This window comes from Bacteroides sp. f07 (assembly GCF_042854785.1).
Classification (GTDB): Bacteria; Bacteroidota; Bacteroidia; order Bacteroidales; family Bacteroidaceae; genus Bacteroides.
The window spans coordinates 216,191-242,983 of record NZ_BAABXI010000001.1 but is presented as its reverse complement, the minus strand read 5'-3'; the positions used below and the strand labels follow the sequence as shown (position 1 = coordinate 242,983).

The 26,793-nt window shown below is 46.5% G+C and carries 18 protein-coding genes and 2 pseudogenes; all 20 read left to right on the top strand.

Annotated elements, in window-relative coordinates:
* The first annotated feature begins 10 nt into the window (after positions 1-10).
* The 20 genes and pseudogenes from ACGHVY_RS01070 to ACGHVY_RS00975 all read left to right on the top strand — a co-directional run bounded on the left by ACGHVY_RS01070 (position 11) and on the right by ACGHVY_RS00975 (position 26,777).
* Positions 11-2,434, top strand: a complete 2,424-nt coding sequence (locus ACGHVY_RS01070) for a TIM-barrel domain-containing protein (RefSeq protein WP_390596495.1) — start codon at positions 11-13, stop codon at positions 2,432-2,434.
* A 331-nt stretch (positions 2,435-2,765) separates the two neighbouring features.
* Positions 2,766-4,649: a beta-L-arabinofuranosidase domain-containing protein gene (locus tag ACGHVY_RS01065; protein ID WP_390596492.1), complete on the top strand. Its 1,884-nt coding sequence runs from the start codon at positions 2,766-2,768 to the stop codon at positions 4,647-4,649.
* 68 nt (positions 4,650-4,717) lie between these two features.
* A complete protein-coding gene (locus ACGHVY_RS01060) occupies positions 4,718-6,358 on the top strand; it encodes a hypothetical protein (protein WP_390596490.1) in 1,641 nt (546 codons plus the stop codon).
* Between the two features lie 201 nt (positions 6,359-6,559).
* Positions 6,560-8,812: a glycoside hydrolase family 3 C-terminal domain-containing protein gene (locus ACGHVY_RS01055; protein ID WP_390596487.1), complete on the top strand. Its 2,253-nt coding sequence runs from the start codon at positions 6,560-6,562 to the stop codon at positions 8,810-8,812.
* 24 nt (positions 8,813-8,836) lie between these two features.
* The gene (locus tag ACGHVY_RS01050) at positions 8,837-10,138 is read left to right on the top strand and encodes a trehalase family glycosidase (RefSeq protein WP_390596485.1); all 1,302 of its coding nucleotides are present in this window, start codon (positions 8,837-8,839) and stop codon (positions 10,136-10,138) included.
* A gap of 19 nt (positions 10,139-10,157) precedes the next feature.
* Entirely contained in the window at positions 10,158-12,725 is a 2,568-nt protein-coding gene (locus tag ACGHVY_RS01045) for a family 78 glycoside hydrolase catalytic domain (protein WP_390596483.1), read from the top strand.
* Positions 12,726-12,972: 247 nt separating this feature from the next.
* Positions 12,973-13,646, top strand: a pseudogene (locus ACGHVY_RS01040) (hypothetical protein).
* 150 nt (positions 13,647-13,796) lie between these two features.
* Positions 13,797-14,192 carry a helix-turn-helix domain-containing protein gene (locus tag ACGHVY_RS01035; protein WP_390596481.1) on the top strand — a complete coding sequence of 132 codons (396 nt, stop codon included), beginning with the start codon at positions 13,797-13,799 and terminating at the stop codon, positions 14,190-14,192.
* Positions 14,170-15,270, top strand: coding sequence for an AAA family ATPase (locus tag ACGHVY_RS01030; RefSeq protein WP_390596479.1), 1,101 nt, complete (start codon positions 14,170-14,172; stop codon positions 15,268-15,270). The genes ACGHVY_RS01035 and ACGHVY_RS01030 overlap by 23 nt, the downstream gene beginning before the upstream one ends.
* A 44-nt stretch (positions 15,271-15,314) precedes the next feature.
* A complete protein-coding gene (locus tag ACGHVY_RS01025; RefSeq protein ID WP_390596476.1) occupies positions 15,315-16,202 on the top strand; it encodes a toprim domain-containing protein in 888 nt (295 codons plus the stop codon).
* Between the two features lie 242 nt (positions 16,203-16,444).
* Positions 16,445-16,891 carry a hypothetical protein gene (locus ACGHVY_RS01020; protein ID WP_390596474.1) on the top strand — a complete coding sequence of 149 codons (447 nt, stop codon included), beginning with the start codon at positions 16,445-16,447 and terminating at the stop codon, positions 16,889-16,891.
* A 1-nt stretch (position 16,892) separates the two neighbouring features.
* Positions 16,893-17,219: a DUF4134 domain-containing protein gene (locus ACGHVY_RS01015; protein WP_172275394.1), complete on the top strand. Its 327-nt coding sequence runs from the start codon at positions 16,893-16,895 to the stop codon at positions 17,217-17,219.
* A 57-nt stretch (positions 17,220-17,276) separates the two neighbouring features.
* A complete protein-coding gene (locus ACGHVY_RS01010) occupies positions 17,277-17,654 on the top strand; it encodes a DUF4134 domain-containing protein (RefSeq protein WP_390596470.1) in 378 nt (125 codons plus the stop codon).
* Positions 17,655-17,665: 11 nt separating this feature from the next.
* Entirely contained in the window at positions 17,666-17,962 is a 297-nt protein-coding gene (locus ACGHVY_RS01005; protein ID WP_390596468.1) for a DUF4133 domain-containing protein, read from the top strand.
* Between the two features lie 113 nt (positions 17,963-18,075).
* The gene (locus ACGHVY_RS01000) at positions 18,076-20,790 is read left to right on the top strand and encodes a helicase HerA domain-containing protein (RefSeq protein ID WP_390596466.1); all 2,715 of its coding nucleotides are present in this window, start codon (positions 18,076-18,078) and stop codon (positions 20,788-20,790) included.
* Positions 20,791-20,801: 11 nt separating this feature from the next.
* Positions 20,802-23,339, top strand: coding sequence for a hypothetical protein (locus ACGHVY_RS00995; protein WP_390596463.1), 2,538 nt, complete (start codon positions 20,802-20,804; stop codon positions 23,337-23,339).
* Positions 23,336-24,061 (top strand): hypothetical protein, encoded by a 726-nt coding sequence (locus ACGHVY_RS00990; protein WP_390596460.1) that lies wholly within the window; start codon positions 23,336-23,338, stop codon positions 24,059-24,061. Before ACGHVY_RS00995 ends, ACGHVY_RS00990 begins: the two co-directional genes overlap by 4 nt.
* A gap of 19 nt (positions 24,062-24,080) precedes the next feature.
* Positions 24,081-24,857, top strand: coding sequence for a DUF5045 domain-containing protein (locus ACGHVY_RS00985; protein ID WP_390599633.1), 777 nt, complete (start codon positions 24,081-24,083; stop codon positions 24,855-24,857).
* A gap of 11 nt (positions 24,858-24,868) precedes the next feature.
* Positions 24,869-25,558 (top strand): annotated as a pseudogene (locus tag ACGHVY_RS00980) (hypothetical protein); the annotation flags it as partial.
* A gap of 310 nt (positions 25,559-25,868) precedes the next feature.
* Complete coding sequence (locus ACGHVY_RS00975) at positions 25,869-26,777, top strand: Abi family protein (RefSeq protein ID WP_390596457.1); 909 nt, start codon at positions 25,869-25,871, stop codon at positions 26,775-26,777.
* The last annotated feature ends 16 nt before the right edge of the window (positions 26,778-26,793 follow it).

The window sequence follows — 26,793 nt, the reverse complement described above, 5'->3', positions numbered from 1 at the left end:
ATTGTATTAAATGAAACAGATTATAATAATTCTTTTCTTTATTCTTTTCAGCATGGCCGTAGCGGGCCAGAACCCCAAGGCACCGGAGCAGGCGACCGTAATATGCGGCAATGCCAGGTTCACTGTCCTCACAGACCGTCTTGTGCGGATGGAGTGGTCAGAGGACGGAGCGTTCGAGGACCGCGCATCTCTTGCAATAATCAACAGGGAACTTCCCGTACCACAGTATGATGTACGAAGAAAGGATTCCGGAGTACAGATAAGGACTGCTGCACTGACCCTGGAATACAAGGGAGGCAGATTCGCTCCGGAAAACCTTTCAGTCTTGTTCAGGATGAACGGAAGGACTGTGACATGGACCCCAGCCATGAAGCCTGAAGGAAACCTCAAGGGAACGGTCAGGACGCTCGACGAGATAGACGGAAGGTATGAACAGAACACACTGCGGCGTTGTACATGGGCGCGCCCTCATGTCCAGACTCCTGCAGAAATGGAGGACGGGCTCCTCTCTCGCGACGGCTGGACCATCGTGGACGAGAGCGGAAGGCATCTGCTCGAAAAGGACGATTCTGACTGGGGGGAATGGATTGCAGAGCGGCCTTCTGGTGACAGGATTGACTGGTATATCTTCGCCTACGGACATGACTACACTGCCGCTCTCAGCGACTTCACCAAAGTTGCAGGAAAGATTCCGATGCCTCCAAAATACACATTCGGATACTGGTGGAGCAGGTACTGGATATACACGGACGAGGAACTGCTACAGATTGCTTCTGAGATGCGTGAGCATAAGGTTCCGGCAGACGTGTTCGTCATTGACATGGACTGGCATCTCACTTGGAAACCGATGCAGAAACGTCTTGGCAATGATGAGTTCGGACAGAACCGGGGATGGACCGGATACACATGGAACAGGGATCTGATTGTCGACCCTGTCGGTCTGCTGTCGGACCTGCATTTGATGAATTTCAAGACATCACTCAACCTTCATCCGGCCTCCGGAATCCGCCCGTACGAGGACTGCTACGGGACATTTGTAAAGGACTACCTGTCAAGGACAGATGACTACGACGGACCTGAGGACTATATCTACGGCAGCGAGCCGTACATATACAAAGGCTGCGACAGAAGCCTGGCGAAGAAAGGATACATGGCACCTGTGCCTTACAGGATGAGCCAGCAGAAATGGGCTGACGCATATTTCAACAGTGTAATACATCCGCTTGAGAAACAGGGCGTGGACTTCTGGTGGCTCGACTGGCAGCAGTGGAGGGAAAGCAGATATATGGACGGGCTCAGCAATACGTTCTGGATAAACTATGCATTCTTCAACGACAAGGTACGGCAGTCCGCATATCTCGGAAAGTCTGCGGACAGGCCGTTCATATATCACAGATGGGGAGGCCTCGGGAGCCACCGTTACCAGCTCGGATTCTCGGGAGACACGTTTGACGAGTGGACAGTGTTGGAAATGCTGCCGCACTTCACGGCCACTGCATCAAATGTGGGATACGGATACTGGGGACACGATATCGGAGGGCATTTTCAGAAGGAGGAGCACGACACTGACCCGGAGATGTACACCAGATGGCTACAGTACGGAGTCTTCACTCCGATTTTCAAGACACACTCCACCGAGTCAAAGTATCTGGAGAGGAAGATATGGGCATATCCGTCACATTTTGAATACATGAAGGCTGCAATTGACCTACGGTATGCACTGACACCGTACATCTACGATGCGGCACGGCAGGCATACGACACAGGGGTCAGCATATGCAGGCCGATGTACTACTATTATCCGGAAGATGAAAGGGCGTACAGCCTCGATCAGGAATTCATGTTCGGGAACAATATACTCGCTACAGTCCTCTGCCAGCCGCTTGACCCTGAAACTGGAAAGACTGAGAGGAGGATGTGGTTCCCGGCAGGAAACGACTGGTACGACATGGCACACCACTGCATGCATAGGGGCGGTTCGGAGAAGACACTGTACTACAGCATTGAAGAGAATCCGTGGTATGTGAAGGCCGGTTCAATAATCCCGCTCGCCGGAGAGGGCATACAGAACCTCCAGCAGGAGGACAACAGACTCCGTCTGCTCATCGTACCGGGTTCGACAAAGGCTTCATACCTGCACTATGAGGATGACGGAGTGAGCCAGGCATATCCTGACGAGTATGCAACCACACTTATCGAGAAGACCGTCAGAGGCAGGACGATGACAGTGGTCGTGAACCCGCGCCAGGGGACATACAGCAACGCACTCCAGACACGTGCACTTTCCATTGTACTGGAGGGAGTCAAAGAGGCATCTGCAGAGATGGACGGACAGGAGCTGGAGACTGTCTCAGACGGAAGGAGCACCACAGTCATACTGCCGGAGACATCCGTATTAAGCAAGGCTGTCGTAAGAATACGGATTGCAGGATAGCGTGAAAGTTCAAGTTTCGCAACGTAACCATTCCTTTGATATCAATGAGATTGTGCTGCTTGCGGGACTTTTTTATACATTACTTTATTTTACAACACTTCAGTAAAAAATTACTATACTAAAAGTTAAACATTGGAATCCTTATAACCGGTTCCGCTATATAAAAGTTCATTGAAATACTGTCAATAACTGTCGTTTGAGCGATTTATTTGCGTGTCCGGTCTGCAACCGGACCCACAAGTTATTGACAAACTTTTCAAAGAACTGGTTTTATTTACTGCCAGGCCCGTTTAGGGTCTGGAAAAATCAACGAACTATTGCATGAACGAAAATGAAAAAAATTATTTATATTTTATTTTTTGCTCTTACCGCTATTAGTGCTAACGGACAGACTAAAAAACTCTTCAGTGGTACAAATAACGAAGGAGGAAGAATCAGTATTAACGGCTATATTGGAGACCGCATCCGGATGTGTATTGACCAAAGAGTGAAAGCACAGAATGCGGATGAACTGGTAGAGCCCTTTCGGCATCTGACGGAAGGAAACGGTTGGCAATCAGAATTCTTAGGAAAATGGATGTTAGGAGCTATTGCATCATACGAATACACACGGGATGAGGAGCTTTATCAGAAGATTGTGAATGCAGCCAATCAGTTTATGGAAACACAACACGCCGACGGTTATATCGGCAATTATAAACCGGAAAGTCGACTGACTTGTTGGGATATCTGGGGACGGAAATACACATCTTTGGCATTATTGTCTTACTACAGATTGACCAAAGACGACAATGCATTGATTGCTGTACAACGCTTAATAGATCTTCTGATAAAAGAACTGGAAGAGAAACAACTCGATATCGCAGAAACCGGATTTTATTACGGAATGCCAAGTTGTTCCATATTGGAGCCGGTTGTTTATTTGTATGAAGTAACAAAGGAACCACGTTATTTGCACTTCGCAAAAGGAATTATAAACAGTATTGAAAAAGAAGGCCATTCGCAATTAATTACCAAAGCGCTAAAGAATATCCCCGTCCATCGTTTTACTTTTCCTAAATCATGGTGGAGTTATGAAAATGGACAGAAAGCTTATGAAATGATGTCGTGCTATGAGGGAATGGTTGAATTAGGCAGAATATCTAACGATCCGTTGTATTTGCAGGCAACCGAGAAGACTGTTGCAAACATCATCGCTGATGAAATCAATATAGTCGGTTCGGGAGCAACTTTTGAATGTTGGTATGAAGGAAAGAAAAAACAAACAATACCTACTTACCATACCATGGAGACTTGTGTGACATTTACCTGGATGCAATTGTGTGCACGGCTATTGCAGGAAACGACCAATTCATTGTACGCAGACGAATTTGAACGCACCATGTATAATGCATTGATGTCGTCCATGAAAAATGATGGTACGCAAATATCTAAATATAGTCCGTTAGAAGGACGTAGATGTGAAGGCGAAAAACAATGTGGCATGCAAATCAATTGTTGTAATGCTAATGGTCCGCGTGCGTTTGCCTTAATTCCCCAAACGGCATATATGATGAAGAATGACAAGGTGTACGTAAATCTTTATTTGGATTCAGAGGCGGCATTTTTCATGAATAAAAATGAAATAAAACTTGATATGAAAACTCAATATCCTGTTGATGGACATGTTGAATTGTCAATAAATCCACGTAAAGAAACAGAGTTTACATTAGCATTCCGCATTCCATTATGGGTGGATGATAATTATCAGATTGCCATTAATGGAGAATCACAGACAAGTGTACGCAAAGGCGGGTATCTTTACTTGCAAAGAAAGTGGAAAAAAGGAGATAAAGTGTCCATTAATTTCAGATTAAAAGCGAAAGTGGAGGAGTATGATCGGCATCAAGCTGTAACCTATGGACCATTGGTGTTCGCCCGTGACAGTCGGTTTATGGATGGATATGTAGATGAATGTGCCATTATTCAACAGAATGAAAAGGGAGAGGTATCGGCTGTGCCACAAGAAACTCGAAAAGATTCCTTTGCATGGGTTACAATGGAGGTGCCAATGATACTTGGTACGGATTTGGAAAATATAGAAAACAAAGCTGTCAAACAGATTAAATTCTGTGATTTTGCTTCTGCTGGGAATGATTGGAATCCAGCCGGACGCTATAGAGTGTGGATTCCTAAAACACTTAATCAGATGTCGGAAGCTTATCGTCAGTATTAAATAGGCTAATATGACATTGCAGGAATGTATTTTATGAATAATGTTTTAAACAATAATCTTGAAACGCAATGATGAAATTATTTTTTTCAATCACGATTCTATTATTTCTGGCGGTAACCAATGGTACTGCCAAAAATAATCATCCTCCTCGCATTGTAAACATCATCAACTTTATACGTCAATTGGAGCCCAGAGACAATAACATCACAGAAGATGTATTGTATGAAACGGTATGCGAACAGGTGAAACTGTTAAAGAAGTACAATATGAGAGGAACTTTCTTACTGCAATACGATGCATTGATCAATCCTCGTTATCAGTCACTTTTGAAGGAAGAGATGAAAAGAGGAACAGAAGTTGGTGGTTGGTGGGAAATCACTCAACCGCATGTAGAAGCAGTCGGATTGAAATGGAGAGGACGTTATCCATGGGACTGGCATGCAGATGTCGGTTTTGCCGTAGGATATACTCCGGAAGAGAGAGAAAAACTCGTAGATGTGTACATGGAAAAATTTAAAGAGATTTTTGGAAAATATCCTGCTTCGGTCGGTTCATGGTTTATCGATGCCCATACATTGAGATACATGTATGAAAAATATGGCATTGTGTCATCATGTACATGTAGGGATCAGTATGGAACAGATGGCTATACATTGTGGGGCGGCTATTGGAATCAAGCCTACTATCCCAGTCGCCTCAACGGATATATGCCTGCACAGACGAAAGAAGGACAAATTCCCGTTCCGGTATTCCGCATGTTAGGTAGTGATCCTATTTATCAATATGATACCAGTTTGGGAGAATCTGCACAGGGAGTTATTACGTTGGAACCTGTTTGGGAGGCAGGCAGGAATGAAAAATGGGTGCGCTATTTCTTTAAATCTATTTTTGAAGATCCCTGTATCGGTTTTAACTATACACAAGTCGGTCAGGAAAATTCTTTTACTTGGGCAGGTATAAAGAAAGGATTGGGAGTTCAATTCCCTCTTCTCGATTCATTGGCACAAGCCGGAGATATACAGATTAAGACACTGGAAGAAGCGGGACGTTGGTTTAAAAAGAAATATCCAGTCACTCCTCCTACCTCGGTCACAGCACTCACTGACGCGCAAGACAATGGTAATCGGACTGTATGGTTCAACAGTCGTTTCTACCGTACAAATCTGTTATGGAATGATTATTCCATTCGTTTTAGGGATATCCACTTATTTGATGAACGTATAGAATCGGATTATTTAAAACGACGTGGGACTTCTAACCAGTGTGTATTCACCACTTGTCCGATTGTTGACGGTTTCTTATGGAGCACCCCCAAAGAGTATGCTGCTATCCGTTTTTACACCATAAAGAACGGAGCTGAAAAAGAAGTGACCATAAAGAATGTAGAAGTGAAGACAGTGAATGACAGCAAGATGCAACTGCGTTGTGTAGCTACCGACCAATCTGCCTATACAATCACCCTGTCCGAGAGAGAGATTAAAATTGAAGGTAAAACATCCAACCCTTGGAAGTTGAAACTCGAAATTGCCACGGGAAAGACATTGCCACTGAAAGTGAAAGGAAACAATTCGTTGACTGGTGAACTGAAAGGTATTTCATACGGCATTGTCTGTCTGAAAGGTAATGTGAAACAGAGTGGAAATACAGTATCATTAAATCCGGAGAACAATCGTCTGATTATAGATTGTTCATCCCGTGATTTCAAATAAAAAGCAGCAAACTTGTTAAGACATTTCACTTAAATTTCAATTGGTGTTTGATGATCTACCTATAGGTAAGGACTGATTATCGAAATATTAGTCTTTGCTTATAGGTAGTTCTTTATCACATCAAACGATTATTATCTGTTTTTTTATATGAACTGTAACTCATATAATTCTATATTAATACTGACTAATCTTTTTATACGTATGAAACAACTGACAATCTTAGTGGAACTATTATTTTTCTGTTTACAGGCTGCGTTGCCTGTCTTTGCACAGACGCCAGCGTATCTAGATACGAATAGACCTATCGAAGAGCGAGTAAAAGACGCATTGAGCCGGATGACCCTTGAAGAAAAGGTGAAGATGATTCATGCACAATCAAAATTCAGTTCGGCAGGCGTACCTCGGCTTGGAATCCCCGAAGTATGGGCTACCGATGGTCCTCACGGTATCCGTCCGGAAGTATTGTGGGATGAATGGGACCAGGCAGGATGGACAAACGATTCCTGCATCGCTTACCCCGCATTGACTTGCCTTGCTGCCACATGGAATCCGGAAATGTCTCATCTCTACGGAAAAAGTATCGGTGAAGAGGCGCGTTACCGAAAAAAAGATATCTTATTAGGACCCGGTGTGAACATCTATCGTACTCCTCTGAACGGACGTAATTTTGAATATATGGGTGAAGACCCGTATCTGTCCGCCACGATGGTAGTTCCTTATATCAAAGGAGTGCAGGAAAATGGTGTAGCCGCTTGCGTGAAACATTACGCGTTGAATAATCAGGAAACCAATCGGAACACTACGAATATGTACCTAAACGACCGTCCCCTTTATGAGATATACCTGCCTGCTTTCAAGGCTGCCATTCAAGAAGGTGGAGCCTGGTCAATTATGGGTTCTTATAATCTTTATCAGGGGCAGCACGCTTGCCACAACAAACGTCTGCTCAAAGACATTCTCCGTGACGAATGGGGCTTCGACGGCGTGGTAGTGTCCGACTGGGGTGGTGTGCATAATACCGAACAAGCCATCTACAACGGACTGGACTTGGAATTCGGTTCGTGGACAAACGGATTGTCTGACGGAGCCCATAATGCTTATGATAATTATTACCTGGCTTTCCCTTACCTGAAACTGATTAAAGAGGGTAAAGTCGGAACAAAAGAGTTGGACGAGAAAGTCAGCAACATCCTTCGTCTGATTTTCCGTACTTCGATGAATCCGCATAAGCCGTTCGGTTCTTTAGGTTCTCCCGAACACGGACAAGCCGGTCGTAAGATAGCTGAAGAAGGAATCGTTCTTTTACAGAACAACAATAACGTGTTGCCTATCGACTTGAACAAAGCGAAAAGAATAGCCGTTATCGGTGAGAATGCAATCAAGATGATGACAGTGGGCGGTGGTAGTTCTTCCTTGAAAGTGAAGTACGAGATTTCTCCGTTGGATGGATTGAAGAATCGTGTAGGTACAAAAGCGGAAGTAGTGTATGCCCGTGGTTACGTAGGCGACCCGACAGGTGAATATAACGGTGTGAAAACCGGTCAGGACTTGAAAGACGACCGTTCGGAAGACGAACTTCTCGCTGAGGCTCTGCAAATGGCCGAAAACGCGGATTATGTTATTTTCTTCGGTGGGCTAAATAAGAGTGAGGGACAAGATTGTGAAGGTTCAGACCGTATTTCTTTGGGATTGCCATATGCGCAAGACAGAGTAATCCGTGAATTGGCTAAGATTAATAAGAATTTGATTTTTGTCAATATTTCCGGTAATGCAGTAGCTATGCCTTGGGTGAACGAAGTTCCCGCCATTGTTCAAGGCTGGTTCTTGGGTTCGGAAGCCGGAACGGCCCTCGCTTCTGTATTAATCGGAGATATTAATCCTTCCGGTAAGTTACCTTTTACTTTTCCCGTAAAATTGGATGATGTAGGTGCTCATAGATTAGGCGAATATCCAGGCAATAAAGAAGAATTGGTAACTAAGCATCAAGGGGACACAATAAACGAAACTTACCATGAAGGCATCTTTGTAGGTTACCGTTGGGCAGATAAAGAAAAAATCAAGCCATTGTTTCCGTTTGGACACGGATTAAGCTACACCACTTTTACTTATAGCAAACCTGCTGCGGACAAGAAAACAATGACCGCCGATGATACGATTTCGTTTACCATCAACATAAAAAATACAGGAATCCGCGAAGGTCAGGAAATTGTTCAGCTTTATATCAGCGATAAAAAATCTTCCCTGCCGCGTCCGTTGAAGGAGCTGAAAGCTTTCCAAAAAGTTAAATTGGCTCCGGGAGAAGAGAAAACGGTAACACTGACGATTGATAAAAAAGCGTTGAGTTTCTTTGATGATGCAAGACATGAATGGGTAGCCGAACCCGGTAAGTTTGAAGCGATGATTGGGAGTTCCTCCCGGAATATCAAAGGAACAATAGTATTTGAGTTAAAATAAAACATTATTAAAATAGAATATACTATGCGTCAATTATTAACCGCAATATTTATTTTCATATTTTCTCTCTTTATAAATGCCCAACAGCAATCGCTTGAAGACATACGAAATGTACGTTTATTCATTAAAGAACATATGGGACATACTGTAAAAGAGTGTAAAAAGGATACATTGGGATATATTGCTTTGCCAAAACCTTATAGTGTTCCAAGTTTGAGTGGTGCATTTCAGCAAGATATGTATTATTGGGATACATATTTTACAAATATAGGGTTGATATCGGATGATGACTTTGAGCAGGCATTGAATAATGTAGATAACATCCTTTACTTAATAGATAAATTTGGATTTATGCCTAATGGATCTAATGTTTCATATTTGAACCGTTCACAACCACCATTTGCCAGTATGATGGTTCGGGATATTTACGAAAAGAGCAGGGATAAAATATGGTTGGAATCTGCCTGTAGAATATTAGAAAAAGAGTACACATTCTGGATGACTCAACGAATTACACCTACGGGACTGAACCGATATTCGAACAGTGCAACAAGAGATGAACTGGTTTCATTTTATGAATATATGAGAACACGTTTCACTGACTTGCCTGTTTTAACAGATTCTTTGAAGTTATTGAAACAATCTTCTCATTTAATTGCAGAAGCGGAGTCCGGTTGGGATTTTTCCCCTCGTTTTGATTTTCGTTGTGAAGATTTTAATCCTGTGGATTTAAATGCAAATCTCTATTTATATGAACAGAATTTTGCTTTTTTCTATAAAGAATTGAAAAAGAAGGGTTCAAACAAATGGTTGGATGCAGCCCAAAAAAGGAAAAATCTGTTGAATAAATATTGTTATAACTCTCAAGACGGCTGTTTTTATGATTATGACTTTATAAATAACCGACTAAGTCCTATATATTCTGCGGCTGTTTTTAATTTACTTTGGGCAGAGGTCTTAACCAAACATCAAGCTAAGAATGTGGTTGTTCATCTTCAAAGATTAGAATATCCTTGTGGCATTGTCGCTTGCGAACAAGGAAAACGCAAGAGAACCTATCAGTGGGATTTTCCTAATGCATGGGCGAGTTTTAATCTTTTATCAATAAATGGTCTGGACCGTTATGGATTTAAAAAAGAAGCTCGTCGTATAGCTCAGAAATATGTTAGTAGTATTGTTAAGATTTACCAATCTTCAGGTAATCTATGGGAGAAATATAACGCTGAATTAGGTAATTTGGAAGTGAATAATGAATACGAAATGCCTCCATTTATGGGGTGGACAGCCGGTGCTTTTATCTACGCATCTGATTATCTGATTAAATAAGAAAAATAAAAACATAAGTATGAAAATGAATCTTCATTATTTTGCGGATATTATTCCGATAATAATTTTCGCGTTTTTCTCAAATAGCGGACTGATAAACGCAACCGAAGTCGGGAAACGTACTGACGCATTGGAAGCGTTGGCCTGGAACGAATCCAAATGGATTTCCGCAACAGACGCTCCTGTAGTGAAAGGACATAACAACGGTCGCGCAGCCGATGGCGCGACCTGGTTCGTGTCCACTGTAAGAAACGAACAGAAAGTCATCTCCGCCAAGTGGATGACCACCGGACTGGGAATTTACGAGTTGTATGTGAATGGGAAACCCGTAGGCGGGGAATTCCTGAAACCGGGCTTCACACACTATGCCAAGACCAAACGTTCTTTCACCTATGATATTACAGACATCATTCGTACTAAGCCAAACGCCGAGAACATGCTCTCCGTACAGGTGACGCCGGGATGGTGGGGTGACAAAATTATAACCCCCGGAGGATATGACGGCATGATAGGCAAGAAATGTGCCTTCCGTGGTGTACTGGAACTGACTTTTTCTGACGGAAGCAAGAAGCGCTACGGTACTGACCTCAAAAACTGGAAAGCCGGAATTGCCGGTCCGGTGAAACATGCCGGCATCTTTGATGGAGAAACGTACGATGCACGCGAACCGATGGGCTACGAATGTGTGGACAAACTCTCCACACCCGAAGAGAATACCGAATTCTCCGGCGACATCCTGCCTTCGGACGGAGCGGAAGTCTATCTGCGTACAGATCTCGCCCTCGCTCCTGTCAAAGCATACGTTTGGAAGAATGTAGGAGGAGCAAAGGAGAATGAGTTCGGTAAGGTAATTATCGCCCGTGAGTTCGCATTGGATACAGAGATGACCGTAAGTCCGGGAGAGACGTTAGTGGTGGACTTCGGACAAAATTGTGCCGGCATCCCCTCTTTCGTATTCAAAGCTGCTGAGGGAACAGTGCTGACCTGCCTTCCCGCAGAACTACTCAATGACGGTAATGGTGCCAAGATTCGTGGCATGGACGGTCCGGAAGGAAGCTGTCACCGCGAAAGCCTGCGCTTCCCTTACGGCGTCCGTCTGGACTACACTTTTGCTGCCGGAAATAGCTATGTGACCTACTACCCTCATTGCACCTTCTTCGGCTACCGCTACGTTTCCATAACTGCCACCGGAAATGTCGCCATCAAGTCGCTGAAATCCATCCCAGTTACTTCCATCACAAAGAAAATGGAGATCGGCACTATAACCACAGGCAACGACCTTGTGAACAAGCTCATCTCCAACACTTATTGGGGGCAGTTATCCAACTACCTGTCCATACCTACCGACTGCCCGCAACGCGACGAGCGCCTGGGCTGGACAGCAGACACACAAGTATTTGCAGAAACTGGAACGTTCTTTGCCAACACCATGAAGTTCTTCCACAAGTGGATGCGTGACATGCGCGACACACAGAACAATTTGGGCGGATTTCCCGGAGTGGCTCCCTTGGCACAATACGGTGACGAGAAAATGCGTTTCGGTTGGGCTGATGCCGGAATCATCGTGCCTTGGACGGTATGGAAACAATTCGATGACACACAAATCATCGAGGAGAACTGGAATGCCATGGACTTGTTTATGAACCACATCAACGACACCAAGTATAACCACGAGACCCTCTGTAGCGAGAACGGTAACTATCAATGGGCCGACTGGCTGAGCTACGAACCTCTGGAAAGCTGGAGCGGACTGGCTTTCTCTCCCCAAGGTCCGCTTCCTGATGCTATCAGCTACTGGAACTATTTGAGTGCTTCCTACTGGATGACAGATGCTTTCATGATGCGGGACATGGCTGCCGCCACCGGTCGCGATGCCGTCAAATACCAGCAAATGGCTGATTCGGCAAAGGCATACATCAAAGAGAACTTCCTCAATGAAGACGGTACCTTCAAAACCGCCATCCTCAACACCATGCAGACACCTGCTTTGTTCGCCCTGAAGAACCAACTTGTAGAAGGCGAAGCCAAAGCGAAGATGATAGACCGTCTGCGCGAAAACTTCGCACAGCACGACCTTTGCTTACAGACCGGATTCTTAGGCACATCCATCCTCATGGCCACCCTCACGGAGAATGGCATGGAAGACATTGCCTATGAACTGCTCTTCCAACGTAAGAATCCAAGCTGGCTGTACTCTGTGGACAACGGAGCCACCACCATCTGGGAACGGTGGAACAGCTATATGATAGACAAAGGAATGGGACCGAGCGGCATGAACAGTTTCAATCATTATGCCTACGGATGCGTATGTGAATGGATTTGGGAAACTGTTGCCGGCATCGCAGCCGATCCAGCCACCCCCGGCTTCAAGCATATCATTATGAAGCCTATTCCAGACAAGCGGTTGGGACACGTGACTGCCGAATACCGTTCCGCCGCCGGACTCATCAAGAGTGCCTGGAAATACGAAGGTGACGCCTGGATTTGGGAATTTACCATCCCTAAAGGTGCCACCGCTACCGTAACTCTTCCCGGAGAGATGAAGTCAAAGAACTATGGAAGTGGAACTTACAAGGTAACCAAATAGTTTTTCATGCAAGGCTTTGATATTAAGAAGGTTTGTAAAAAGAGGGTGTCTGATATGAACCCTCTTTAAACTATCATCAAATTTGAACTTAAAATATGAATAAGTAAACAGACATGAAAGAGAAATGTAACATGTCTTCTCTTTTTTTGAAGGGAAGCAACACCTAACCCATTTTGCTACTGAACAGGATGTAGCGGAAGAATTATTCGAGTTACTCTCCGAGGCGAGAGAACTTTATCTCCAAAATGTGACTGCGGATGGTAAGCGGTATAGCCGCTATGTGGATGACTTCATTAACAGTCACCGGTACATCAACTGCGATAATGCGGTTGTCGGAACTGCCACGAAATGAACATTTACATCGTCAGAGGGCTGCTGACAGAATGTGCACGACTTATCCAACCTCTTTTTACAGCATCAGATTTCTCATTCGAGAAATGTATGGAACTGCGAAGGAGGTATGATAGGTCGGAGCCGTTGCCGCCACCAGTCGAGCACCGCACCGATAAGGTGACAGATGCCCCACCGCTTTCTTTCGGATGCAACTTCACTCAAGAACAGATGACAGGTATTGTGTCTTGTGCCAATACTTATCATCTGTTTTGCGTTTCTACACTCCGCATAGAGGATATGGAAGCTCTCTTTTCCTGTAAAGAGGGGTTTCATATCCGGGTAAACAATCTTCGTCATGTGACTATTTTTTTCGATGTACTTCTCGAAAACTCGTTCATCCAATCCCGCTGGCAATCTGTTCTCGACAAAGGACGGTTCTTGCAATCCAAGGACGGCTCACGGTTTATTACCGCATCTAATCTTTCGTCTGCTCTTTCCGCTGTCAGGAACAACAAGACAGCGGTATCATACAGCATCAGACGAGCTATCGGTCAGTTGAAAGAAAGTGAGAATAAATCTACCATGTGAAAGATAAAAGAATGAGAGTTAGCGTGATACTTGCATAGTATCATGCTGATAATTTCCTATCCTTTATCGGCATATCATACCTTTGTCCTCCGTTATCGACGCACTGATAACGGAGATACAATTCTATTGTCAAACTTTAATTGAAAACATATGTCGAACAGACTAACTTTCATGGAGCGGATGAGCGAACGAATTACCGCCCTTGAGTCGGTTCTCAAGAAACTGGAACCGGTTGAAAATATCTTGGAACGGATGGATTTGTTGGAGCAAAGCATCTATTCGACCAAACGGGTCTTTACATTTCAGGATGCCTGTATGTATATCGGGGTTTCCGACAGTATGCTGTACAAGCTCACGGCAAACAAAGAGATTCCACATTACAAACCACGTGGTAAAATGATCTACTTCGCCAAGGAAGAACTGGATGAATGGCTCTTGCAGAATCACGAACCGACTGCAGATGAAGCCATGCGTATGGCAACCGAAACAGTAGCAACACAACCATTCTTAAAGCAAAGACGCTATGGAAAACGAAAGAAAGACTGATTACAACATAAGCACAGGGCTTGAGGAGCATAAACTGTTTGATATTCTTGCCGCATCCCAAATCAGGGCTACCGACACCTACGAAACCCCACCACAAATCATTTGGATAGACAATTCAACGATAGCCACCCTCGGTAATTTCAGTGCCTCGACTGGTAAAGCCAAATCGAAAAAGACATTCAATGTCTCTGCTCTTGTTGCTGCATCACTGGCTGGACGACAGGTGTTGAACTACCGGGCACACCTACCAGAGGGGAAGCGCAGAATTTTGTATGTCGATACGGAACAGAGCCGCTTCCATTGTCACACGGTTTTGGAACGCATCTTACGATTGGCCGGCCTGTCTACGAAGACCGACAACGAGAACCTCGATTTTATTTGTCTAAGAGAATATACACCTGCAGTACGCATTGAAGTCATAGACTATGCGCTACGCCAGAATAAAGGCTATGGACTGGTCATCATCGACGGTATCCGCGACCTGATGCTTGACATCAACAGTACCGGCGAATCGGTGGAAGTCATCAACAAGATGATGGAATGGTCTTCCCGACATGACCTGCATATTCATTGCGTGCTCCATTTGAACAAAGGGGACAATAATGTACGGGGACATATAGGCACGGAGATGAGCAACAAGGCGGAAACCGTATTGGTCATCAGTAAAAATAGTGACAATCCAAGTATCAGCGAAGTCCATGCGCTGCATATCCGTGAAAAAGAGTTCAAGCCTTTTGCATTTACCGTTGATGACAACGGGCTGCCTGTCATTGCGGAAAACCATTCGTTCAACAGTGGCATCAAACAGAAATCACGGATGAGTTTTATGGATCTATCCTTGGAGCAGCACAGGGAAGCCCTTGCCGCTGCTTTTGGCGACAAACCCATCAAAGGTTTCGAGAATATGTTGCAAGCTCTCATGGATTCCTATGCAGCCATCGGATTCAAACGGGGACGAAGTGTCATGGTGAAGTTGCTGCAATATCTGACCGATAATCTCAAACTCATCATCAAACGGGACAAGCTGTTTTATAATGACATGACACCTGCCGAGGTCATGCTTTTTGATGAAGAATGAGACCGTATGCAAATACATACTGGATATAATGCAAGGAGAAAGACATGACCATAGCAGAAGCAAAACAAATACCCATTGTGGATTTCTTGGCACAACTCGGCCACCGTGCGCTATATGTAAAATCAGGGCAGCACTGGTATCTCTCGCCATTGCGGGAAGAACGTACTCCGTCATTCAAAGTGAATGACCAGATAAATGAATGGTATGATTTCGGCGAGGCTACAGGTGGCGACCTGGTGGAACTGGGGAAGCACCTGTATCAAACGAACAACGTGAGCGAGGTGCTGGCATTTATCGAGAGGCACGCAAAGGCCACACCGCTACCGGTCATCCATGTGCCGACCGCTCCGTCCCGTCCGGTGGAAGCGGAAATGAAAGATATAATCGTGGTTCCGCTGCGCCACTACGCATTGTTTTCTTACCTCCAGTCCCGTCTGATCGATGCGGACATCGGTCGAATGTTCTGCCGGGAGGTTCATTATGAACTGCGCCAAAGGCATTATTTCGCTCTTGCGTTCGGCAATGTCTCCGGCGGTTACGAGGTGCGTAACGCATATTATAAAGGATGCTTGAACAACAAGGATATTTCATTGATAAGACACCGGAGCGAAGAAACGCAGGAAAGGGCCTGTGTCTTCGAGGGGTTCATGGATTTTCTTTCCTATCTGACGCTGAAGCAGGCTGGAGACAAAACGGTGTGTATTGACATGCCGTGCGACTACCTCGTGATGAACTCGGTAAACAACCTGAGAAAGGCACTGACACGCTTGCAGGAATATTCGTTCATTCACTGTTACCTCGACAATGATCTTGCCGGGCAGAAAACCGCCGAAACCATTGCCGGCATGTATGACGGACGTGCCAATGACGAATCCGGCCGTTATGCGGAATACAAAGACCTGAACGATTATCTGCGCGGAAAGAAACGTTGATGTCTTATCGCCATTTTCCATTCAAAGCTCTCCATCGTGAGGGCTTTTTTTATGCCCTCCAGTCCTCTTTTTTCTTTGCCGGAATAGGTATATAGTACGATTTAATAGTTCGATTTTGAAAATTTACACAAATCTTACTAACAGAATATCTGTTTATTGTTCAATTATTTTATAGTTCGATATTTCGTGTATTCCTTTGCAAAATCATACTAATATAAATTTCAATATCCATACTAAAAGATATGAACTCATATTTCATTTTTGCCCTTGTCCTGACGGTCGCCTACGTCATCTACTACGCCGCTATCATCACGCATGACCTTTATGGAAAAAAGGGAACGGACAAGAAGGACGAGGAAGTTTTCGACATCGGCGCACCGGAGGTCGAGGAAGAAAGTGTTGCTGTCACGGAGAGTGAAACGGGCTTCAGTATCGGCGACGAAAGCTACGACACAGAAAGCGAAACTACTGTTCAGGAAACACCACCGGAAAAGAGTGTGAACAATCCGACGACAGCACAGGAGAAATTGGAGCAGTTGAAAGCCGAAGCGGAGGAACGAATGGAAGAAACCGTGCCTTACCTGTCTGACGAACGCACTTCAGAAGAGATGTACAAGGCGATGATTGCCAAAGGACGGGTGGACAACCGGCCTGAAATAATGTGGAACCCAATTCAAGACCGGTTGTGAAATGTCGAAAGCTAAGAAGATACTATGTGCGGTGTGCCTCACGCTCCCCTACACGGTTTCCGCCAAGAGCGGTAGCGTAAACTACAGTTGGGGTGCAGACGCACTGGCTACGATGCACGACTACGTGGTGACGATGATGCTCTACGTCCAGTACATCTGTTGCGCCATAGCCGGAGTTTATGTCATCGTGTCCTGTTTCCAGATTTATGTCAAGATGAACACTGGCGAGGACGGCATCACCAAGTCGATACTGACACTTGTGGGTGCGTGCCTGTTCCTTATCGGTGCGTTCGTCGTCTTCCCGGCCTTCTTCGGCTACCGCATATAACACCGACCGTATGACGGTCACAGATAAATAAAAGTATTCACTAAAAACAGTAAATGTATGTTTCAAAGAACCAAACGAATGTGCCGAAAGGCAATGGGATTCATCAACAGAATCTCTACCCAGGTAAAGATGCTTGCCCTCATGTTGCTGTCCGGCACGACTGCAATGGCACAGAACTCCGCAGGAGACTACTCTGCCGGAACAACTGCGTTGTCCACCGTCGCGGAGGAGATTACCAAGTATGTGCCTATCATGGTCAAACTATGCTACGCCATTGCCGGCGTCGTGGCCATCGTGGGCGCAATCAGCGTGTACATCGCCATGAACAACGAGGAGCAGGATGTCAAGAAGAAGATCATGATGGTCGTGGGCGCCTGTATCTTTCTGATTGCGGCAGCCAAGGCGTTGCCCCTGTTCTTCGGTATTGCCGCTTAAGCTGACAGAGGATGAAAGGCAAGGACGAACGTTATCCGGATTATCCGCTGTTCAAGGGACTGCAACGGCCTCTTGAGTTCTTAGGTATTCAGGGACGATACATCTATTGGGCGGCAGCGACAACGTGTGGAGCCATTGTCGGTTTCGTCGCTGCTTACTGCCTGATAGGTTTCGTTGCCGGGCTTGTCGTACTGTCAGCCTCCGTATCGACAGGCATCGTGCTCATCATCCTCAAACAGCGGAAAGGACTGCACAGCAAGAAGATCGCACCGGGTGTGTACGTCTATGCCCACTCGCGCAAGATCTGACGAAAGAGAAACCATCACGGCAATGTGCATGGCTATATTGATTGTTGAACGCGGGCGGGTTTGTCTTGAAGCAAGGCGAACCTGCCCCTATTTTTAATTACACGTATATCGAAATGACCCTATACATTATCACAGCCTTTATCGCACTGTGTATCGGCATGGCCGTATCGGTCTATGCGTTCGGCACGGGCGGCAAGCGCAAGCGAATCTTTCAGGATATCTATTTTTCGGCGGAAGAGACGGACGGAGTGGGCGTACTGTACACCAAGACTGGCGAATACTCCGCCGTACTGAAAATAGAGAATCCGGTGCAGAAGTATTCGGCGGACATCGACTGTTACTACGAGTTCACGCACCTGTTCACTGCCCTTGCGCAGACATTGGGCGAAGGGTACGCCATCCATAAGCAGGATATTTTCGTCAGGAAACGCTTTGCGAATGAAACGGACGGCAGACGGGAATTTCTCTCGGCGTCTTACTTCCGTTATTTCGGTGGCCGCCAATACACGGACAGCCTTTGTTACCTGACCATCACGCAGGAGGCGAAGAAAAGTCGCCTTTTCTCGTTCGACAACAAGAAATGGCGTGACTTCCTTGTGAAAATCCGCAAGGTACACGATCAACTGCGTGACAGCGGTGTGCAGGCCAGATTCCTGAACAAAGCCGAAGCGAGCGAGTATGTGGATCGCTACTTCGCCATGAATTTCAACGACCGTACTGTCTCGATGACGAACTTCAAGGCGGACGATGAGACTGTCTCTATGGGCGACAAGCGTTGCAAGGTGTACAGCCTCGTGGACGTGGACTGCGCTGCACTGCCGTCGCTGATCCGTCCCTACACGAATATCGAGGTAAACAATACCGAAATGCCGGTGGATTTGGTGTCGGTGGTGGACAGCATACCGAACGCCGAGACTGTGGTTTATAACCAAATCATCTTCCTGCCCAACCAAAAGCGGGAGCTGTCGCAGCTCGACAAGAAAAAGAACCGCCACGCGAGCATTCCCAACCCGAACAACCAGATGGCTGTCGAGGACATCAAGCGTGTTCAGGAGGTTATTGCCCGTGAGAGCAAGCAGCTTGTGTACTGCCATTTCAACATGGTGGTGGCTGTACCGGCCGATGCCGACCTGCAAAAGTGTACGAATCACCTTGAAAACGCATTCGGGCGCATGGGTATCCACGTCAGCAAACGAGCCTATAATCAATTAGAGCTGTTCGTGGGTGGATTTCCCGGCAACTGCTACTCCCTTAGTGAGGAATATGACCGTTTTCTCACACTCGGCGACGCGGCGACGTGCCTGATGTACAAGGAGCGTATCCAGCACAGCGAGGAGACTCCGCTTAAAGTGTATTATACCGACCGTCAGGGCGTGCCGGTAGCTATTGACATCACGGGAAAAGAGGGAAAAAACAAACTGACAGACAACTCAAACTTCTTCTGTCTTGGGCCTTCGGGCAGCGGCAAGAGCTTCCACATGAACTCGGTCGTGCGCCAGCTTCATGAACAGAACACCGATGTCGTTATGGTAGATACTGGTAACTCCTATGAAGGTCTATGCGAGTATCTGGGTGGTAAGTATATATCATACACAGAGGAAAAGCCTATCACGATGAATCCGTTCCGCATCAACCGGGAGGAGATGAACGTGGAGAAAACGGGCTTTCTGAAAAATCTTGTGCTGCTCATCTGGAAAGGGACGCAGGGAACGATTACCAAGACGGAAGACCGCCTGATAGAACACGTCATCACGGAATATTATGATGCCTACTTTAATGGTTTCGAGGGTTTCACGCCCCAGCAACGTGAGGACTTGCGCAAAAGCCTTGTCATCGACGACCGCAATCGCGGTGAACAAAAGGGCGAAAGCGAGCAGGAACGTGCCGCACGTATTGAGGACACCATCAACAAGATAGAAAGCAGGCGCATGAAACTGAAAGTAAAAGAGCTTTCGTTCAATTCCTTCTATGAATACTCTGTGCAACGCATTCCTGACATCTGCGATGAGAATCGCATTACGGGCATTGACATATCGACCTACCGCTACATGATGAAAGACTTTTACCGGGGCGGGAACCACGACAAGACACTGAACGAGAACATGGACAGTTCACTGTTCGATGAGACCTTCATCGTCTTTGAAATCGACAGTATAAAAGATGATCCTCTCCTTTTCCCTCTTGTTACGCTGATTATCATGGATGTATTCCTTCAGAAAATGCGTATCAAGAAGGGTCGCAAGGTCTTGGTCATCGAAGAGGCATGGAAAGCCATCGCCAGTCCGCTCATGGCGGAGTACATCAAGTTTATGTATAAGACAGCCCGTAAGTTCTGGGCAAGTGTCGGCGTGGTAACGCAGGAGATACAGGATATTATCGGCAGCGAAATCGTAAAAGAGGCGATTATTAACAATTCGGACGTGGTGATGCTGCTTGATCAAAGCAAGTTCCGCGAAAGGTTCGACACCATCAAGGCAATCCTTGGTTTGACCGATGTGGACTGCAAGAAGATTTTTACAATCAACCGCCTTGAGAACAAGGAGGGACGTAGTTTCTTCCGGGAAGTTTTCATCCGTCGCGGCACGACCAGCGGCGTGTATGGCGTGGAAGAACCGCATGAGTGCTATATGACCTACACGACGGAACGGGCAGAGAAAGAGGCTCTGAAACTGTACAAGCAAGAGCTTGGATGTAGCCATCAGGAAGCTATCGAGGCGTATTGCCGCGATTGGGAAGCCAGTGGCATCGGTAAGTCGCTGCCGTTCGCTCAAAAAGTAAACGAGACCGGACATGTGCTCAATCTCCATTCCGAGCGTGAATCCCAATAAATACGACTGATATGAAACGACTTCTCCTGATTTTGATAATCGTCTCGGTCTCACTCTGCCAGAGTGTACATGCACAGTATTACAGTGTAAACTACGATACACGCACCGTTGCGGCAATGGTAGCCGCTTTCGGCACGGAAGCCGTTGCTGAAGGATATTATCGGGAGCAGGTCGATGACATCCTGAAGCACTACACGGCGGCAGAGGTTGCCGCAGCCGGAATTTTCGCCTCCAAGTTTTTGGAGCATAAAGCCCTGACCGACCTCGGTATATGGAACAGCCGCACGGAAAACTATTATTACCGTCGCATCTACCGGATGGTCGCAGAGAAAATCATGCCTAAGATATGGGTCGTAGCGAAACAGATGCTTCACTCACCGCAGACGGCTATCTATTGGGGTAGCTACCTGATGAAGATCTGCGACGATACCAAAAGTCTGTGTATGCAATTCGAGAGCGTGGTGACAAACAGCACGCTGACCTTCTCGGACATCGCATTCCTCGAAATCAATCCGGATATCGTCCCCTTGCTGAAACTGTCGGAAGCCGGTAACATCGACTGGCAGCGGATAATGGACGATCTTGCCCATGTTCCGAACCGTTTTACGCGCGAAAACCTGCAAAATGACCTTGACAACCTTTACAACATGGGGGTCGGTCTTGCGACTGCCGGTATCGCCAACATAGGTGACGCGCTATTGCCCCAAAGTGCCTTCCACGAACTGATGAACGGCAAACTCGGAGCCATTGTCTCCCTGTATGACCACTATGGTGGTTTGCTTGAGCAGGCGGAGAACGGCATCGGAGCTATGTTGCTCGATAAAATCGGAGGTTCGGATAATGTCGCCGGACTGTTCGGCTTCGGGAACTATGACCTTGCCGGATGGATGAGCGACTACCTGAGCGAGGCCACAGGAAGCTATTACACACAGCGGTGGTATATCGCCCGGCGCGATCAAGGAAGCATATCGCTGTGCGACTACTATCCTCCGACGGATGACAACAGCATCCTGAACGGAAGCGCATGGGTACGTTTCAACACGAGCGACCCGAATTTCTATCCTAATGCCTCGCAACGGGAACAGGTGCTTGCCAACTCGGAAACCCATGCCGGCTGGTCAAGAAACCGCGTGCAGCAGTTGAACAACCAAAACGATGGGTTCAGCTACAGTATCAACTATTGGATGAGTGCCTATATCATCAGCAAGAAAAACAAGCAGACCAAGAAAGCATACGCATACGAAATCCATGTGAACAAGAGCTGGAACAAGGAAGAGGTCGTCTATGAAGATGTCTTCGATTCCTACTCTATGGACTTGAACACGTTTCGGGCGCAACTAAACGTGCGGCTTGTGGAGTTCAACGAGAATGAGGACGGCTATACCTACTATATATCCTCCGGTGCGCGGAATTATTATCAGGCGACGGACGCCGCCAAACTGAAAGGATGCGAGAGCGTGACCATCAGCGTGACCTGTTCCGACGGAGTGACGCTCGGACAAGGCTCCACCCAGTACAAATGCCGCAAGTGCGGCAGTTCACTGAACGCTCACACCAAAGAATGCGCCATGCAGACTTCGGTCACGGAAAACAACCTTGACCTCTCGGAGCTGGATGCGATGTTGAGCGAGGCGAATGCCAAAGTCTCCGCACTTGAAGCACAAATCAGGACTTTGGAGGACGAAAATACGGCTCTTCTGAAAAAAATCAGTACGGCAAGCATCGAGGATGCGGCGGTCTATCGCCAGCAATACAATGCGAACAAGACACGGATAGACGGCTTGAAAGGTGAACTGGCGGAATGGAAGAAAAAACAATCCGACTACACCCAGGCGAAAATAGAAGCCGCAGACGACAACAGCGTGGCGACGGATGATTATTACCGCATCCCGGCCATCATGCAAGACTGTAAGGCGGCATACAGCCTTACGTGGCAGGACGGCGGAGCATGGAACGGTTACTCGTATGTACGCAAGGCGACGATGCCGAATATAAACGGTATCATCACGTTCAGGGCAACGGTCTCGATAGCCCGTAAACCGAAATATTTTCTGGGAATCAAGATACACCGCGCCATTATACAGATACGGTGGGAGCTGACCTCGGAATATACCGACACACACGTCGCTGACGTACTGACCTTAGACCCGAATCTGTCCGATGCGGAGAAGAGCAAAATAGTGAACGACCGCATCGCGGAGATTGCACGTGAACACCCCTCGTGTAAGATAACGACAGAATATGCCCGTACCACACCTGCGGAGGAGACACCGACCGGAGATGTGTACCATCTGCTGTGGTCGAGTGACCGACTCGAAATCGCAAGGGAGGTGGATTCGCGTATCACGAAGATATATGCTGACCTTGTGTCCTTGGAGAAGATGATGCACTACAAACGGAGCATCCTCGATGTAATGAAGGATGTGCTGCCCGGTCTGGATATGGATGCCGGACGCCGGCTGACGCTTGTGGAAGAGTGCCATGACCGCTGGGTAGAGAACGCACGGACACTCCGAAACGGGGTTGAAAGAAAGGAGGATCGGCAATGAGACGGAATCTGATTATTACCCTCATGCTGTTTGTCCTGCTGCCCGGTATCGCTAAAGCGCAGTGGACTTTCGATGTGGTTTCCGTCGAAGCCTACATCAATGATCATAAGAAGCAACGCAGCCTGCTGCTTGCACGCAGCACTTTGGAATACAGCAACAAACTGTTGCACGAGTACAGCCGGAAGGAAGTCGGAAACTATAAGGAACTGAACGTAGATCTCGACCGGTACACCCGTGCGTTCGACGTCATCGACGTGATGTATCAGTCGTTACGCACGGTGCTGAATGTAAAAAACACTTATACGGCAGTCAGCGACCGCATTGGTGATTACAAGGAATTACTGGATGACTTCAATGCGAAAATACTGAAACGAGGGCACATTGAATCCACGGACACGCTGATTATTGCCATCAACGCAAGAGGGCTACGAGCGATTGCCGCAGAAGGAGAACAGCTATACAAGTCGGTCAGCGACCTCGTGCTGTATGCCACAGGTGCGGCGGCCTGTTCGACCAGTGACCTGCTGATGGTGCTGGAGGCGATCAACCGCTCGTTGGACAACATCGAGCGGCATCTGAACCGGGCGTATATCGAGACATGGCGGTACATACAGGTTCGTATCGGCTACTGGAAAGCAAAAGTATATCGCTCACGCACCAAGCAGGAGATTCTTGACGATGCCTTCGGGCGGTGGCGCGGAGCCGGAAGATTGGAACATTAACGATAAAAGGGAAAAGAATATGAACAGAAGATTTTTACTCATGGCGGTTGCTGTTGTTGCAACGTCGGCCGCACACGCGCAGTATGTGACGTACAACCACGATTCGTCAAAGCAGAATCAGGTCACAGTCATGGAAACGGGCACAGGGGCACTATCGCCCGACCTTTATTACTCCGTGCTTCACAACAAATACAAAAAGTCGGCGGCGGCCAAGAACAAACTCTCGTTCCGCACGCTCGCAGGTATCAATCTATACAATCAGACGGACGAAGCGGAATCCATCGACTCCGCTCTGGTCAAACGTGCGAAAATCGAGGCGTTGAATGTCGCAGACCGGCAAGTGGACATTGCATGGCTCGCCGAGGGCAGTAAAGTCAATGGAGAGATGGAGCGGTTCAAACGCAACATCGACCGAATCCTCCTGTCTGGCGGCACTCCGTCAGACAAAGAGCGGTGGACGGAATATTACCATGTATATCAGTCTGCCATCGACGCTACGAAAGATGCCTATATGCCCAATGCGCAACGCAAGAAGGAGTATCTGCGCATCTATGAGGATGTAGTGCGGCAGAATGAAACGCTCGTGTTGTTCCTTGCCAAACGGCAGAATGCCGGTGTGACAAGTGCGCTGCTGAATGCAACGGACAACCGCACCCTGCATAAGGGAAGCATTGTCCATAATGCCATGAGCCGGTGGCAGGAATCACGCCTTGCGGTGCGAGGTGCGCAGTCGAGCGGCAACGGGAACGGCGGCGGTGACAGCGACCGGGATGAGACGGTAAACAGAGGAAAATAAAAATACGGGCTATGGCAAACGGAGATATACTTTCGGATTTCGGCATCAACCTGTTGGAAGAGGAAATAGATGATGTCATTTTTCAGACCAATGAGTTTCTGACGGATGCGACCTTTACCGGCGCACAGGGGCCTTTTTGGTGGATATTGCAGCTGTGCATGGCTTTGGCGGCACTCTTCTCCATCGTTATGGCGGCAGGTATCGCCTACAAGATGATGGTGAAACACGAGCCGTTGGATGTGATGAAACTGTTTAGGCCGCTTGCCGTGTCGATTATCATCTGCTGGTGGTATCCGCCGGCGGACACGGGAATGGCAGGTAGTAGAAGCAACTGGTGCTTCCTCGATTTTCTTTCCTATATCCCGAACTGCATCGGATCGTACACGCACGACTTGTACGAGGCCGAAGCCTCACAGATTTCGGACAGGTTCGAGGAGGTGCAGCAACTCATCCATGTACGGGACACGATGTACACGAACCTGCAAGCGCAGGCCGATGTCGCCCACACGGGGACTTCTGACCCCAACCTGATAGAGGCGACAATGGAACAGACCGGCGTGGACGAGGTGACAAACATGGAAAAGGACGCATCGAAACTTTGGTTCACATCGCTGACGGCAGGCGTTATCGTGGGGATAGACAAAATCATCATGCTGATTGCCCTTGTGGTGTTCCGTATCGGATGGTGGGCAACAAGATATATAATTTTGTAATAAACTGATTTACTATATTTTATAGAGACAAGCAAAGAGTTATTTTACAATTTAGTGCCATTTTAGTACCTCTATTTAGTCTTTGTGGTAATTACATTGAAATTCCAACTTATGCTCTATTGAATACTGATTTGTTTTGCGAAGATATAGCTATTCGATCTGTGTTTCAAGTTTTTCTAATGATTATACCCCAGATTATTTGGCTATTCCAAACAGTTTTACTACCTTTGCACCATTAGAACCTGCCAAGCCTCTTCACAATGCTCAAATCGGCGGGTCGTTTTTTAATTATACATACATGAAAACAAGTTTCGCCAAACCGTACTCTTCTCCGGAACAGATAGTTCAAGTGCTAAAATCAAGGGGGATGCTTATAAAAGATGAGCATAAGGTGGAAAATTATTTGATGAACATTGGTTATCATCGTTTGTCTGCATACATTTACCCATTCTATAAAAGCCCTAAGAGTGAGCTGGTACTAAAAGAGGGTACTACCTTTGAACAAGTCTTGACGCTCTATCGCTTTGACAAGAAACTGCGTCTTCTCCTTTTCAACGAAATAGAGAAAATAGAAGTAGCCATCCGCAGTGTATTGGCAAATGTCGGTTGCCAAGAATTGGGAGACAAGTTTTGGATAACAAAACCCGAATACTTTGCCAATGCGGATAAATTTAATCAAACATTGGCAATCATAGACAAGGAACTGGCTTCAAGCAAGGAAGATTACATTGAAGATTTTCGACAAAATTTTATTGAGGACTACCCTCCTGCATGGATGATAACGGAAGTGTTGTCCTTCGGTAATTTGAACTACATCTATTCCAATATAGCCAGCAACCAACTAATGAAGCGCATTGCAAGTTATTTCGGTTTGAAACCACAGGTTTTTGTGTCGTGGCTGACGGTACTAGCCAACCTCCGCAATATGTGTTGTCACCATGCGAGAGTATGGAACAGAGATTTTATGCTGAATCCTGCTGAACCTAAAAAGACTAAAAACGCATGGATTGATACCTCAAAAGCTGATAAGAAACGAATCTACTATCGCCTGTGTATAATCCGATACTTTCTCTCTTCGGTTTCTCCCAACAACAACTTCAACGAAAAACTTTCGGAACTGTTGACGGATTTTCCGTCAATAGATATAGCTGCGATGGGATTTGATTGCGATTGGAAAAATACTTCTTTATGGTCAACTCTTAAATAGATGTTTTTATAATGAA